The sequence below is a fragment of the Streptomyces sp. NPDC033177 genome, from assembly GCF_055577715.1.
The window spans coordinates 122,777-135,962 of sequence record NZ_JBVIPS010000008.1; the positions used below are offsets into that span (position 1 = coordinate 122,777).

A 13,186-nucleotide genomic window follows, 5' to 3' on the forward strand; every position below is an offset into this window, starting at 1 on the left:
CCGGCCCCTCGTCGTTCGGGTGGTGTCAGCTCTTGGGCTGGGTCAGGTCGTAGAAGGTCGCGCTGCCGACCGTGACCTTCTTGAAGGTGTCCTCCACCCAGGAGGTGATCTTGGAGGAGGTGCCGCTGTCGCCGCCCATGCCGCCTCCACCTCCCATGCCGCCCGAGATGAAGTAGTGGATCTTCCCGTCCTCGACGTACTGCTTGAACTGGGCGAGGGTCGGGGACGGGTCGCTGCCGTTGAAGCCGCCGATGGCCATCACCGGGTCGCCGGTGGCGAGTTGGTAGCTCGCGGCGTTCTGCGAGCCGATGGCCGCAGCCGCCCAGGTGTAGTCGGCGGAGTCCGCCTCCAGGAGCTTCTTCGCCTTGGCGCTGACCTGGGCGCCGTCGAGGAGGCCACCCATGCCGCCGCCTCCGCGCATGCCGCCCCGCTCGGCGGTGCCGCCACCAGGGAAGCCGCCTTGCGGCTGCTTGCCCTGCTGACCCCCGGGAGCCTGGCCGTTCGCTCCCTGCTGTCCTCCGGGAGCCTGACCGTTCTGGCCCTGCTGACCCCCGGGAGCCTGACCGTTCTGCCCCTGCTGGCCCGGCGGCTGCATCCCGCCGCCACCGTCACGGCCGCCACCAGGACCGCCCCCACCGCCGGGGCCGCCACCCATCCGCCCCGCCGAAGCCGGCCCCGCGGTCACGATCGACCCGGTGTGCGCGCTGTTCACGGTGGAGAGGGTGTACGCGACCGGGCCCGCCACCGAGGCGGCGAAGCTCAGCCCCACCGCCGCCAGCGCGAGGTGCCGCCCGAGCCGGGCCGCGAGCAGCAGGCCGAGCGCGCCCACGAGGCCGCCGATCAGCACCGCCCAGCGGAGCCACGGCACGTAATCCGGGGTCCGGCCGAGCAGGACGTACCCCCACCACGCCGTGCCCGCGACGCTCACGCCGAGCAGCGCGCCCGCCCACCACTTGGCCCGCTCCTCCCACAGGACCGTGGCGCCCATGCCGATCAGGGCGGCGATGTAGGGGGCGAGGGCGACCGTGTAGTACTGGTGGAAGATCCCCGCCATGAAGCTGAAGACGGCCGCCGTCATCAGCAGCGCGCTGCCCCACGCCACGAACGCCGAGCGCGTGGTGTCGGTCCTGCGGGCCTTCCAGGTGAGGACGATCCCGCCGACGAGCAGGATCAGCGCGGCCGGGAGCAGCCAGGAGATCTGGGCGCCGACCTCGGAGTTGAACATCCGCCCGAGCCCGGTCTCGCCCCACTGGCCGCCGCCTCCACCGCCGCCCGGTCTGCCGCCTCCACCGACGCTGCCGGTCTCCTCTCCGTTGATGCGGCCGAGGCCGTTGTAGCCGAAGGTCAGTTCAAGGAAGGAGTTGTTCTGCGAGCCGCCGATGTACGGGCGCGACGACGCGGGCCAAAGCTCCACGATCGCGACCCACCAACCGCCCGCGACGATCATCGCGAGCCCGGAGAGGGCGAGCTGGCCGAAGCGCTTGCGCAGCCGCACGGGGGCGCACACCGCGTACAGGACGGCGAGCGGCGGCAGGATGAGGAACGCCTGCAGCGTCTTGGCCAGGAAGGCGAGACCGACCGCGACGCCCGCCCAGACCAGCCACTTGGTGCGGCCGTGCTCCAGGGCGCGCAGCACGCAGTACACGGTGACGGTCATCAGGAGCGCGAGCAGCGCGTCCGGGTTGTTGAACCGGAACATCAGCGCGGCGACGGGCGTCAGCGCGAGCACCGCGCCCGCGATCAGCCCGGCCACCGGGCTGAAGCGGCGACGTACGGCGGCGTACAGGACACCGACCGTGGCGACACCCATCAACACCTGCGGGGCGAGCACCGCCCACGAGTTGAGGCCGAAGAGACGTACGGAGAGGGCCATCGGCCAGAGCGCGGCCGGGGGCTTGTCGACGGTGATCGCGTTGCCCGCGTCGAGCGAGCCGAAGAACATCGCCTTCCAGCTCTGGCTGCCGGCCTGGACGGCCGCGGAGTAGAAGGAGTTGGCGTAGCCGGACGCGCTGAGGTTCCAGAAGTAGAGGACCGCGGTCGCGAGCAGCAGGCCCAGGAAGGCGGGGCGTGCCCAGCGGGGGTCGTCGGGGCGGCCGTGCCAGAGCCGCGTGGGCAGGGTGCGAGGGCCCCGGTGCGCTCGCCCATGCGTCGCCGCATGCAGCGACGCGGGCGCTTGGGAGGTTGTCGTCATCGTGGGTTCCTCGGGTCGTGTGCGGAGGTGAGCTCGTACGAGGACGAGGCGTCGGGCGAGGGCAGTGGCGGATCCAAGCGGCGCTCCGGGAAGACCCAGGCCCGAAGGAGCAGGAACCGCAGCACCGTCGCCGCGAGGTTGGCGGCTATCAGCACGGCCAGTTCCGTGGAGTGGGACGGGTCGCCGGAGGCCGCGCCGAGTGCGGCCAGCGAGCCGCTGGTCAGGGCGAGGCCGATCCCGAACACCACAAGCCCCTGTGCCTGATGGCGCATCGCCCGGTCACGGCCGCGCACCCCGAAGGTCAGGCGCCGGTTGGCAGCCGTGTTGGCGACGGCCGAGACGAGCAGGGCGAGCGCGTTGGCCACCTGCGAGCCCGAGAACGTACGGAAGCCGGAGTACAGGAGCAGGTAGAAGAGTGTGGAGAGCGCGCCGACCACACAGAAACCGACCAGCTGACGGGCCAGGCCGCCCGGCACACCGGCCAGCTGCCGGTCGCGCGGGTCGTCCCCGAAGGGGCGCGCGAGGCGGTCGAGCGGGAGCGCGCCGACCGCGAGGGCGCGCCCGACCCGCCACACCCCCTTGAGGTCGTCCGTGGCCGTCCTGACCAGGTGGACCGTGGAGTTCGGGTCGTCGACCCAGTCGACCGGCACCTCGTGGATGCGCAGGCCTGCGCGCTCGGCGAGCACCAGCATCTCCGTGTCGAAGAACCACCCGGTGTCCTCGACGAGCGGAAGCAGCACCCCCGCCACGTCACCCCTGATCGCCTTGAACCCGCACTGGGCGTCGGAGAACCGGGCCTGCAAGGAGCCGCGCAGGATGAGGTTGTACGAGCGCGAGATGAACTCCCGCTTCGGGCCGCGCACCACGCGCGAACTGCGCGCGAGCCGGGAGCCGATCGCCAGGTCGGAGTGCCCGGAGATCAGCGGCGCCACCAGCGGGAGCAGCGCGTTCAGGTCGGTCGAAAGGTCCACGTCCATGTACGCGAGGACGGGGGCGTCCGATGCGGACCACACGGCGCGCAGGGCCCGCCCGCGCCCCTTCTGCTCAAGCCTCGTGTATCGGACCTCTTCGCTCGACGCGGCGAGCCGCGCCGCCACCTCGGGGGTGCGGTCCGACGAGGCGTTGTCCGCGATGGTGATGCGGAAGGGGTAGGGGAAGGTGCGTACGAGGTGATCGTGCAGGCGCAGCACGCACGGCCCCAGATCCTTCTCCTCGTTGTAGACGGGGATCACGATGTCCAGGACGGGCACATCGCGCCAGGCGGCGGGGAGGTGGGCCCGGGCCGGCAGAGGGACCGAGAAAGCACCGCCCGAAGCAGAGTCGGTTTGCATGCCACCGACATTCGCCAACTGCTCTGTCAGGTCTGTGTGGTGAGCCTGTGCCCCGCCTGTGAGTGCCACTCGGGGCCACTGACCTGCTCGGACAATGCGGGCAGCGCCACCGTGAAGACCGTCCGCCCCGGCACGCTGTCGACCGTCACGCCGCCGCCGTGCGCCGCGACGATGGCCTGCACGAGGGCGAGGCCGAGCCCGGTGGACCCGGCGTTGCGCGAGCGCGAGGCGTCGCCGCGGGCGAAGCGTTCGAAGACGTGGGGGAGGAGGGCGGGGGCGATGCCGGGGCCGTTGTCCTCGACCTCCAGGCAGACGCCTGGGCCGGCCCGACGTACGCGTGCGGTGACCTTGGTGCCCGGTGGCGTGTGCGTACGCGCGTTGGCGAGGAGGTTGACGACGACCTGCTGGAGGCGGGCCGGGTCGGCGAGGACGAGCGCGGGCTCGTCCGGCAGCTCCAGGGCCCAGAGGTGCTCGGGACCTGCGGCGCGCGCGTCACTCACGGTGTCCACGACCAGCGGCGAGAGATCAGTGCTCTGATACGAGAGCGGCAGTCGCGCTCCGGGCCCGCCGCCGTCCCCCGAACGCATCCCGTCCCGCCCCTCGTCGAGACGGGCGAGCAACAGCAGATCCTCCACGAGCCCCGTCATCCGCTGGGCCTCGGACTCGATCCGCCCGAGCGCGTGCCGGGTATCAGGCCCTGTGGACTCCCGCCCCCTGCGCGTCAGTTCGGCATAACCACGAATGGACGCCAGCGGCGTACGCAGCTCATGGCTGGCGTCCGCGACGAACTGACGTACCCGCGTCTCGCTCTCCTGGCGTGCGTGCAGCGCGGAGTGCACATGGTCGAGCATGCGGTTGAGCGCGGCGCCCACCTGCCCGACCTCCGTGTTCGGCGCCGCGTCAGGGACGCGCTCGTACAGCGTCACCTCGCCGCTGTGCAGCGGGAGTTCGGAAACCCGGGTCGCGGTCGCGGCGACCCTGCGCAACGGTCGGAGCGCGACGCCGACCATGGCTGCGCCGGCCAGCGAGGCGGCGACCAGGCCCGCGGCGGTGACGCTGACCTCGACGATGATCAACGTATTGAGGGTGTTCTGCACCTTGGTGGTGGGGACGCCGACGAGGAAGTCGCCGTGCGGACCGCTCGTGTACTCGACGCGGTACTCGCCAAGACCCGGGATGTCGACGTTGTGCGCGCGCTCGTCACGCGGGACCGAGCCGAGCGCGTCCGACTGCCCCGCGTCGAGCTGCTCGGTCTGCGGGGCCACGTCGCCGCTGTCGCTGTCCTTGCTGACCAGGGCCTGGCCGACAGCTCCGTCGTCCTCGACGACGGCACCAATCGTGCCCACCTCCTGCGGCCCCCTGGACACGAACCGCAACGGATCGCCCGAATCATCGGACAGACCGCCACCGGGACCGTCCTCCCCCGGCTTGGGCACCGGCCCCGACGCGCGCATGGCCACGGCGCCGAGTGATCCGTCCAGTTGCTCGTACAGGTGCGAGTGCAGCGCGATGGTGGTCACCGTGCCGATCACCGCGCAGACGACGGCGATCAGCGCGACGGCCGAGACGACGAGCCGCGTCCGCAGGGACCGCGGCTGCGGCCGCCGCTTCATCGCTTTCACCGCTTCATCGCTTCATCGCTTCATGAGGCGGCGGCCACCTCGGTCGCGGGCGCGGCCTTGATCAGGTACCCCGCACCGCGCCGCGTGTGGATCATCGGCTCACGCCCGGCGTCGATCTTTCTCCTGAGATACGAGATGTAGAGCTCGACGACGTTGGCCTGACCCCCGAAGTCGTAGTTCCACACGCGGTCGAGGATCTGCGCCTTGCTGAGCACGCGGCGGGGGTTGCGCATGAGAAACCGCAGCAGCTCGAACTCGGTGGCGGTGAGGTGGATGGAGTCGCCGCCCCGCGTCACTTCGTGACTGTCCTCGTCGAGGGTCAGATCTCCGACGGCGAGGACGGACTCACTGCGCCGATCGGCGGCCCCGGCGCGGCGAATGAGCCCGCGCAGCCGGGCCACAACCTCCTCCAGGCTGAACGGCTTGGTGACGTAGTCGTCGCCCCCGGCGGTGAGTCCGGCGATGCGGTCCTCGACGGCGTCCTTGGCGGTCAGGAACAGCACGGGCACGTCGGGCAGTTCACGCCGCAGCCGCCCGAGGACGGCGAGGCCGTCCATGTCGGGCAGCATCATGTCGAGCACGACGGCATCGGGCCGGAAGGACCGCGCGGCGCGTACCGCACCGGCGCCGTCCCCCGCGCTGCGGATCTGCCAGCCCTCGTAGCGCAGGGCCATGGAGAGCAGCTCGGTCAACGACACCTCGTCATCGACGACGAGCACGCGGACGGGGCTCCCGTCCGCCCTGAGCAGTTCGGTACGCCCCTGGGGCGAGGTCGTAGTCATGGCACAGAGCCTGCGGGGCGGCCCTGAGAGGGGTCTTGCGGGAAGCTGTGAATTCCCTGAGAAAGGGGGCTACGGGTTACTTGCCCGGCTGCGGGTTACTGCCCGGCTACGGGTCAGGTCCGGGGCCACCGGATCCCGGGCCACCGCCACCGCCACCCGCTACCCGCTACCCGCTACCCGCTACCGGCCCATGCTCTGGGGGTACAGCCCGGGCTACGGCCCAGGCTCGGGCTCGGGCTCGGGCTCGGGCTCGGGCTCGGGCTCGGGCTCGGGCTCGGGCTCGGGCTACGGCTACGGCTACGGCTACGGCTACGGCTACGGCTACGGCCCAGAGCTACCGGCCAGGTCCCGGGCTCCCAGGCCCCGGGCTCCCAGGCCCCGAGCCACCTGCACCGGCTACGGGCTACCGGCTACCGGCTACCGGCTACCGGCTACCGGCTACCGGCTACCGGCCCATGCTCTGGGCTAAGGCGCCCTGGCTACTGGCTACTGCCCAGGCTCTCGGGGCGCTCGGGACGCTCGGCCACGAACGAACCGAGACCGACCTCCGCGCGCACGAGCCCCTCGTTCTTGAGGTGGGCAAGCAACTTCTGAGCCGTGGATGTCGCGATCTCGAACTCGGCGGCCAGTTCCAATGTGGACGGCACTCGCGTCGCCACGGGATAGCTGCCGTCGGTAATACGCGCGGTGATGGCTGCGGCGACCTGGCGCCAGGCAGGCTGGGTGTCCTCGCTCTCAGCGAGTCCTTCTGACCGAGAAGCAGGGGAGACGAAAGAGCCGAGACCCGGCTCGGTGTAGGTCAGCCCTTTAGCGCGTAGGCCCGTGAGCACTGTGTGCGCGGTCGCATGGGCGATGCCGAACTCGGCGATGAGTTGGACGACGGACGGCACACGGCTGCGAGGGGGATACGTGCCGTCCTCAATCCGGCGTTGGATCACCTCGGCCACTTGAGGCCAGCGAGCCTTGTCTGGGGCGAATTCCATCACCACACCATGATGGGCATGCCGACGGGCGCAACCGTCCAGGGGCGTGGCCATCAGCCATAGCAAGGAGCTGATGACATGCCGGACCTTGTCCGCCACTTCATCCGCCACCTCACCGCCTGAGTGAGGCTCCTCCTGAACCCCCCTCCCCGCGCCCCCGGCAATCGCCGGGGGTTCCGGGCTACGGCCCAGGCTCTTCGGGCCGCTCGGCCACGAACGAGCCGAGGCCGACCTCAGCTCGGACGAGCCCTTCCGCCTTGAGGTGCGCCAAAGCCTTCTGCGCCGTCGAAGCCGCGATACCGAACTCGGCGGACAGCTCCACAACGGACGGCACCCTGGCGCCTACCGGGTAGGTGCCGTCGGCAATGCGGGACGCGATAGATGCAGCCACCTGGCGCCAGACGGGACGTGTTCGATCGAGTTCCGAACTCATGCAGTGGACGCTAAAACACTGCGGTAGACCGTGCGACCGGAGTAGAGTCCCGTAGACCTCGGTAGACCGCAGTAGATCCGAGTGCAGAAAGACCCCCACGACGGAGGCAACCGCCCGGGGGCACGGCCACCAGCTACATCGGAGCTGACGACATGCCCGACCTTATCCGCCACTTCATCCGCCACCTCACCGCTTGGGTGAGACTCCTCCTGATCCCCCACCCCGAGCCCACGGCACCCGCCCCCGCACGACCGACGCACCTGGGGCCCGAACTCTCCACACCCCGCAGCCGCTACGGCCTGGACGCCCTGCTCCCCTTGACCGGGGAGTCGACCCGCCTCGTACGCCCGTACCTGACCGCCCACGAACAGCACAGCTGGCGCCGTGAACTGGTCCTGGCCACGCTGGGGTTGGACACGCCCGGCCCGTACTGGATCCACGGCGTGGAGGTGGCCTGATGACGGACGACGACGACCTCATCACCCCCGCCCGCCTGCTGCCCTGGTCCGGCCCCGAGGGAAAGCCCTGCTACCTGATCGGCGACGCAACGGGCCCCGTTTCGCGAGTCGCCGACGCCATGGAGTCCGTACAGCTCGGCATGGGAGGCGAGTTGCTGACCTACGCGCGAGGCATGCTCGTGGACGCTCCGGAGGGCGAACTCCGCTATCTCGCGCAACGGTTGACGGAGGCGTTGCAGGACGCGTTGCGGGTGGCGGAGAGCCGGGGTCACAGGCTGCGCTGAGCGGGGGGGGGAGTTGCAGGAAAATCCCGCGTACGGGGGCGCTGCGCAGCCCGCAAGCGGGATTTTCCTGCACCGGACGACAGGAAGCGCGCCCCCTACCCCCGCTCGAACCCGTAGCTCCGCTCAACCTTGGCAACATGCACGACGTACCGCTCGTACCACTCGGCGCGCCCCCGCTTCTGGGCCGTACGGTGCTCGGCGTCGCCGCGCCACTGCTTGATCGCGTCCACATCCCGGAAGTACCCGACGGTGATACCGAGCCCGCCGGGCGTCCGCGCGACGTCCATCCCCAGGAAACCGGGCACGGAGGCGACGAGCTCGTCCAAGCGGTCGCCGGTCTCGTCGTAACCGTCGTCGACGTCGGTCCTGAGGGAGGTGAACACGACGGCGTAGTAAGGGGGTTCAAAGTTCTGGACAGGTCTGAGGGGTTGCTCACTCATGCCCACACCCTCAACCGCCCCCACCAGCCTGTCCACCCCTCCCTCGCCGTCATTGCCGTACGGGCAGAGAGACTTGACCATTCGGTCAGCCGAGAAGGTCTGCGGTCCCGAGGAGGGTCAGAAAAGTCCTCCCTGGACCACCGGGATCTCCCGCACCGGCACACTCGTACGTGCCGCCTCCCCCGCCCCCTCCAGTCGCCAGCCCCGCAGGAGTCGGCTGTCCAGGACGATCAGCCGGCCGCCGTCGTCGAGGTAGACATCGGGACCCGCCACCGCGACGAGGTTCCCAAGTACCACCCCGCCGTCGCCGAGTTCCGTCACGGCGGAGCCCGCGTCGCCCGCGAGACGCTCCACCCCGAACGCCTCGCCGTGGTCCACGACGGACGCCCGCACCCGCTCCAGCGACTCCGGCCAGCCTTCGAGCGCGAGGGCGTAGCCGTGCAGCGCCTCCAGTTCGCGGCGCCGCTCCTCCGCCCCCGGCAGGCCCGCCCTCACGGCCCGCTTCCTGGCGTACGAGATCCGGTCCGGCACTCCGAGTGCCACCCGCAACAGCTCCTCGGCCCGGCGCGCGGCCATCAGGGGGCCGCGGCCCAGCCAGGCGAAGGCCACGGCGCCCTGTTCGAGAAGCCGGGCGGGCCCTCGTTCCTCGCGGGTGATCCCCACCTTGACCAGCCCCGAACCGAACCACGCGAGGTAGACGCGGTAGGTCCGCGGATCGTCGGCGATGGTGTCGGCGGCCACCGAGTGCGCGCGGTCCAGCCGCGCGCAGTCGGCGCACCGGGCCTGCGTGGCCCGTACCTGCACGGCTGCGGCCACCGGACAGGGATTGCCCCGCGCTCCCACGCACTCCCGCCGCCCGACGGCCCGGAACCCGACCCGCCGCCCCACGACCAGCGGGCTGACGTCCCCCCGGTCCCACACGAGGGCGGGCCGCTCCCCATCCGCCCAGCTCAACCCCGCGATACGCCACTCCATACGGCCAGTCTCGCGCAGCCCGGACCCGAGGCACCCGAGCCACCCGAGCCGACCGGCGCCACAGAGCCGCCGGAACGACCCCGCGGCAACGATCACCCCGAAAGCAGCGTGCGGGCTAGGATCCGGGACATGGCCCTGACCATGAACGACGTCGACCGGTTCGAGGCAGCGAGGCCCCGCCTCGAGGCCATCGCCTACCGCCTCCTCGGATCGGCGAGCGACGCCGAGGACGCCGTGCAGGACACCTTCCTGCGCTGGCAGGCCGCCGACGTCGACCACGTCGAGGTCCCCGAGGCCTGGCTGACGAAGGTCCTCACCAACCTGTGCCTCAACCAGCTCACCTCGGCCCGCGCCCGCCGCGAGACCTACGTGGGCCAGTGGCTGCCCGAGCCCCTGCTCGCCGGCGACCCCATGCTCGGCCCCGCCGACACCGCCGAGCAGCGCGAGTCCGTCTCGTACGCGGTCCTCGCCCTCATGGAGCGCCTCTCGCCCAACGAGCGCGTGGTGTACGTGCTGCGCGAGGCCTTCGGCTACTCGCACCGGGAGATCGCGGAGATCCTCGACATCACCGAGTCCGCCGGCCAGCAGATCTTCCACCGCGCCAAGAAGCACGTCGCGGCCGGCAAGGCCCGCACCGAGATCGACGAGGCCACCGCGCAGCGCATCGTCGAGGAGTTCCTCGCGGCGGCCACCAGCGGCCGGACCGAGCCGCTCGTACGGCTGCTCACGCAGGACGCCATCTCCATCGGCGACGGCGGCGGCAAGGTCCCCGCGCGGGCCAAGGCGTTCGAGGGCGCCATCGCGGTCGCGAAGTTCATGCGGGGCCTGTTCAAGCCCAGCGAGGCCAAGCGCACCATCGTCGGTGGCTCGCCCGACGTCTGGGCCGCGACGGCGAACGGCGGCCCCGCCCTGGTGGTGGCCGTCGAGGGCCGGGTCATCGGCGTCATGTGCCTGGAGATCACCGCGGACGGCATCGTCGCGTTCCGCAACCAGGTCAACCCCGACAAGCTCGAACGCGCGACCCAGCAGTGGGCGGCGACGGACCACGGGGAGCCGTTGCTCAAGGCGTTCTGATCCACTGACCACACCATGTGACCTGCTTCACAACACACACCTGTCAGGAATCGCGGGGCTGCCCGGTTCAAGAGCCGAACCCGCTGAAGAGCTGAAGAGCTGATGACAGGAGCAGGAAAATGCAGCAGCACCGCATCGTCGTCATCGGAGCCGGATACACCGGAGCCATCGCCGCCGGACGCATCGCCAGGCGGCTGCGCCGCGAGGACGTCGCCATCACCCTCGTGAACCCGGAGCCCGACTTCGTCGAGCGCGTCCGGATGCACCAGCTGACGGTCGGCCAGGACCTCAGGCCCCGCCCCTTCAGCGAGATGTTCGCGGACACCGGCGTCGAACTGAGGCTCGCGAAGGTCACCGCCGTCGACGTCGACCGCAAGGCCGTCTCCGTCAGCGACGCACAGGGCACCGCTGAACTCACGTACGACACCCTCGTGTACGCCATCGGCAGCGGCTGGAATGCCCAGGGCGTCCCCGGCACCGCCGAGCACGCCCACGAGATCGCGAGCCGCTCCGGAGCACTCCGGCTGCGCGAACGCCTGGCCGGTCTCGGCGCCGGAGAGAGCGTGCTCGTGGTGGGCGGCGGCCTCACCGGTCTGGAGGCGGCAACCGAGATCGCCGAGGCCCGCCCGGACCTCGACGTCGCCCTCGCCGCCCGCGGCGGGCTCGGCGACTGGCTCTCGCCCAAGGGCCGCGCACATGTGCGCAAGGTCTTCGCCGGGCTCGGCATCACCGCGTACGAGCAGGCCGCCGTCACCGGCGTGGAGGCCGACCGGGTCACCACGGCCGGCGGAGAGGTCATCCCGGCCGCGGTCACCGTGTGGACCACCGGCTTCGCGGTGCACCCGATCGCGGAGGCCACGGCCCTGGAGGTCAACGACACCGGCCAGATCGTGGTGGACCGGAGCATGCGCTCGGTCTCGCACCCGGACGTGTACGCCGTCGGCGACGCGGCCATGGCGATGGGCCCCGGCGACAAGCCGCTGCGGATGTCGTGCGCCACCGGCACTCCCATGGCGTGGCAGGCCGCCGACGCCATCGCGGCCCGCCTGACCGGCGGAAAGGTCCCGAAGACGCCGATGCGCTACTTCAACCAGTGCATCTCGCTGGGCCGCAAGGAGGGCCTGATCCAGTACGTCACCGCCGACGACCGCTCGGTCAACGCGGCCCTCACGGGACGCTTCGCCGCCCTCTACAAGGAACTGGTCTGCAAGGGCGCGGCCTGGGGCGTCGCCAACCCGCTGCTCGGCATGCCGGCCCGCCGCCGCCCCGTGACCCAGCACGAGACCCGCCCGACCACCCCCGCCGAGACCCCCGCCGAAGCCACGGCAGCCTGACCGGACAACGCGACGCGAAAGGCCCCCGGCGAACCGGGGGCCTTTCAACTGTGTGCACTCGGCAGGATTCGAACCTGCAACCTTCTGATCCGTAGTCAGATGCTCTATCCGTTAAGCTACGAGTGCCTGTTTTTTCTTTTTTCTGTCTTCGCTTCCCGGCCTTTCGGCCCGTTCGCGGCGACAGGAAGAACATTACATGACCGCCGCCGCCATGTGAAATCCGTTAGCCGCACCGCTTGCGACCTGCGGAAACGTTCCTCATGGGCAGGAAGCGCCGAAGCCCCGGTCCATCAGGACCGGGGCTTCGGATCTCGCAGCGGAGGCGGAGGGATTTGAACCCTCGATGGGATGTAAGTCCCAAACCGCATTAGCAGTGCGGCGCCATAGACCGGACTAGGCGACGCCTCCAGCTTGCACTCCGGCGCGAGCGCGGGGGTGCGTTGCAGATGATGACACAGCCGGGCGGCGTGTCACCAATCGCGGCTTCCAAGGTACTAGTCGGGCGGCCCGCAGGGCAAAGCGTCTTTTCCGTGCCCACGACTCCGTGCCCACGACTCCGCGCCGACGACTCCGTGCCCGCAACGTCACGGCGTCAACGGCGTTAGACGCGGTAGAGCCCGTACGTGTCCGCGTACCCGGTACCCCGCACCCAGTGGAGCCCCGTCATGCTGCGCCGTCTCGTCCTCACCGCCGCCGCTTCCGTCGCCGCGCTGTCCGTCACGCCCGTCGTCGCCCACGCCGACATGGGACCGCTGCCCCTGCCGACGCCGGTGACGGAGTCGACCCCCAACCGGCTCACGGTGGAGGTCACCGACACCGGGAACGGCCGGGACGGGAAGTTCGAGCTGGAGTGCCACCCGGCGGGCGGCACGCACCCGCAGGCGCAGGACGCGTGCGCGAAGCTCGACGAGGGCACCTGGGGCACCGACACCTTCGCGCCCACGCCGGCCGACTCGAACTGCACCATGCAGTACGGCGGTCCCGCCACCGCGCACATCACCGGAACGTGGAACGGGCGGCCCGTCGACGCGACGTACAACCGCAGCAACGGATGCGAGATCTCCCGGTGGAACCGGCTCGTCCCGGTGCTGCCCGAGACCGGAGCCTGAGTCCGGCCGATCCGTTCCGGCCACTTCTGAATCGGTTCCCGGCCACCGCGAAATCCGCCCCGTCGGGACCTCGTCGTGACCAGGCGGTACGGAAGCCACACATCTTCTGCGTGCGACCTCCCTCTCATCCGGCGTCGCGCGCACAACCACTCCCCGTAGACTCCCTCCCG

The 13,186-nt window shown here is 70.8% G+C and carries 13 protein-coding genes and 2 tRNA genes; 5 read left to right on the top strand and 10 right to left on the bottom strand.

From position 1 onward, the window contains the following. Window positions 1-25: 25 nt before the first annotated feature. From ACZ5U5_RS26870 to ACZ5U5_RS26895, 6 genes are all read right to left on the bottom strand, one after another. Window positions 26-2,191: an ArnT family glycosyltransferase gene (locus ACZ5U5_RS26870; protein WP_469026355.1), complete on the bottom strand. Its 2,166-nt coding sequence runs from the start codon at window positions 2,189-2,191 to the stop codon at window positions 26-28. After that, complete coding sequence (locus ACZ5U5_RS26875; protein ID WP_469026357.1) at window positions 2,188-3,522, bottom strand: bifunctional glycosyltransferase family 2/GtrA family protein; 1,335 nt, start codon at window positions 3,520-3,522, stop codon at window positions 2,188-2,190. The genes ACZ5U5_RS26870 and ACZ5U5_RS26875 overlap by 4 nt, the downstream gene beginning before the upstream one ends. Window positions 3,523-3,548: 26 nt before the next feature. Beyond that, a complete protein-coding gene (locus ACZ5U5_RS26880; RefSeq protein WP_469027092.1) occupies window positions 3,549-5,135 on the bottom strand; it encodes a sensor histidine kinase in 1,587 nt (528 codons plus the stop codon). 29 nt (window positions 5,136-5,164) lie between these two features. Then, a complete protein-coding gene (locus tag ACZ5U5_RS26885) occupies window positions 5,165-5,926 on the bottom strand; it encodes a response regulator transcription factor (protein WP_469026359.1) in 762 nt (253 codons plus the stop codon). Window positions 5,927-6,405: 479 nt separating this feature from the next. Beyond that, on the bottom strand, window positions 6,406-7,008 hold the full coding sequence (locus ACZ5U5_RS26890; RefSeq protein ID WP_469026362.1) for a GntR family transcriptional regulator: 603 nt from the start codon (window positions 7,006-7,008) through the stop codon (window positions 6,406-6,408). 82 nt (window positions 7,009-7,090) lie between these two features. Continuing rightward, the gene (locus ACZ5U5_RS26895; RefSeq protein ID WP_469026365.1) at window positions 7,091-7,342 is read right to left on the bottom strand and encodes a GntR family transcriptional regulator; all 252 of its coding nucleotides are present in this window, start codon (window positions 7,340-7,342) and stop codon (window positions 7,091-7,093) included. Between the two features lie 152 nt (window positions 7,343-7,494). On the opposite strand from ACZ5U5_RS26895, the gene ACZ5U5_RS26900 reads away from it, so the two are divergent. Together ACZ5U5_RS26900 and ACZ5U5_RS26905 are read left to right on the top strand one after the other, a co-directional pair. Continuing rightward, a complete protein-coding gene (locus tag ACZ5U5_RS26900) occupies window positions 7,495-7,800 on the top strand; it encodes a hypothetical protein (protein WP_469026370.1) in 306 nt (101 codons plus the stop codon). After that, window positions 7,800-8,084 (top strand): hypothetical protein, encoded by a 285-nt coding sequence (locus ACZ5U5_RS26905; protein WP_469026372.1) that lies wholly within the window; start codon window positions 7,800-7,802, stop codon window positions 8,082-8,084. The genes ACZ5U5_RS26900 and ACZ5U5_RS26905 overlap by 1 nt, the downstream gene beginning before the upstream one ends. A gap of 95 nt (window positions 8,085-8,179) precedes the next feature. Here ACZ5U5_RS26905 and ACZ5U5_RS26910 read toward each other — a convergent pair whose 3' ends face one another. Further along, entirely contained in the window at window positions 8,180-8,524 is a 345-nt protein-coding gene (locus ACZ5U5_RS26910; RefSeq protein WP_469026374.1) for an antibiotic biosynthesis monooxygenase family protein, read from the bottom strand. A gap of 117 nt (window positions 8,525-8,641) precedes the next feature. After that, on the bottom strand, window positions 8,642-9,499 hold the full coding sequence (locus tag ACZ5U5_RS26915) for a DUF2797 domain-containing protein (RefSeq protein WP_469026376.1): 858 nt from the start codon (window positions 9,497-9,499) through the stop codon (window positions 8,642-8,644). 129 nt (window positions 9,500-9,628) lie between these two features. Here ACZ5U5_RS26915 and sigJ point away from each other — a divergent pair, with 129 nt between their 5' ends. Beyond that, window positions 9,629-10,573 (top strand): RNA polymerase sigma factor SigJ, encoded by a 945-nt coding sequence (sigJ, locus tag ACZ5U5_RS26920; protein ID WP_469026378.1) that lies wholly within the window; start codon window positions 9,629-9,631, stop codon window positions 10,571-10,573. A 119-nt stretch (window positions 10,574-10,692) separates the two neighbouring features. Further along, window positions 10,693-11,907, top strand: a complete 1,215-nt coding sequence (locus ACZ5U5_RS26925; protein ID WP_469026381.1) for an NAD(P)/FAD-dependent oxidoreductase — start codon at window positions 10,693-10,695, stop codon at window positions 11,905-11,907. A 53-nt stretch (window positions 11,908-11,960) separates the two neighbouring features. On the opposite strand, the gene ACZ5U5_RS26930 is transcribed toward ACZ5U5_RS26925, so the two are convergent. Beyond that, window positions 11,961-12,033 (bottom strand) — tRNA-Arg (locus ACZ5U5_RS26930). Window positions 12,034-12,224: 191 nt separating this feature from the next. Beyond that, a tRNA-Ser gene (locus ACZ5U5_RS26935) sits at window positions 12,225-12,315 on the bottom strand. A gap of 215 nt (window positions 12,316-12,530) precedes the next feature. Between ACZ5U5_RS26935 and ACZ5U5_RS26940 the strand changes: the two genes are divergently transcribed. Then, on the top strand, window positions 12,531-13,016 hold the full coding sequence (locus ACZ5U5_RS26940) for an SSI family serine proteinase inhibitor (protein WP_469026383.1): 486 nt from the start codon (window positions 12,531-12,533) through the stop codon (window positions 13,014-13,016). The last annotated feature ends 170 nt before the right edge of the window (window positions 13,017-13,186 follow it).

Coding starts and splice junctions, on each gene's coding strand:
- ACZ5U5_RS26910 (WP_469026374.1), bottom strand. CDS start 8,524: ATGAGTGAGCAACCCCTCAGACCTGTCCAGAACTTTGAACCCCCTTAC.
- ACZ5U5_RS26900 (WP_469026370.1), top strand. CDS start 7,495: ATGCCCGACCTTATCCGCCACTTCATCCGCCACCTCACCGCTTGGGTG.
- ACZ5U5_RS26880 (WP_469027092.1), bottom strand. CDS start 5,135: ATGAAGCGGCGGCCGCAGCCGCGGTCCCTGCGGACGCGGCTCGTCGTC.
- ACZ5U5_RS26875 (WP_469026357.1), bottom strand. CDS start 3,522: ATGCAAACCGACTCTGCTTCGGGCGGTGCTTTCTCGGTCCCTCTGCCG.
- ACZ5U5_RS26925 (WP_469026381.1), top strand. CDS start 10,693: ATGCAGCAGCACCGCATCGTCGTCATCGGAGCCGGATACACCGGAGCC.
- ACZ5U5_RS26905 (WP_469026372.1), top strand. CDS start 7,800: ATGACGGACGACGACGACCTCATCACCCCCGCCCGCCTGCTGCCCTGG.
- ACZ5U5_RS26885 (WP_469026359.1), bottom strand. CDS start 5,926: ATGACTACGACCTCGCCCCAGGGGCGTACCGAACTGCTCAGGGCGGAC.
- sigJ (WP_469026378.1), top strand. CDS start 9,629: ATGGCCCTGACCATGAACGACGTCGACCGGTTCGAGGCAGCGAGGCCC.
- ACZ5U5_RS26895 (WP_469026365.1), bottom strand. CDS start 7,342: ATGAGTTCGGAACTCGATCGAACACGTCCCGTCTGGCGCCAGGTGGCT.
- ACZ5U5_RS26915 (WP_469026376.1), bottom strand. CDS start 9,499: ATGGAGTGGCGTATCGCGGGGTTGAGCTGGGCGGATGGGGAGCGGCCC.
- ACZ5U5_RS26870 (WP_469026355.1), bottom strand. CDS start 2,191: ATGACGACAACCTCCCAAGCGCCCGCGTCGCTGCATGCGGCGACGCAT.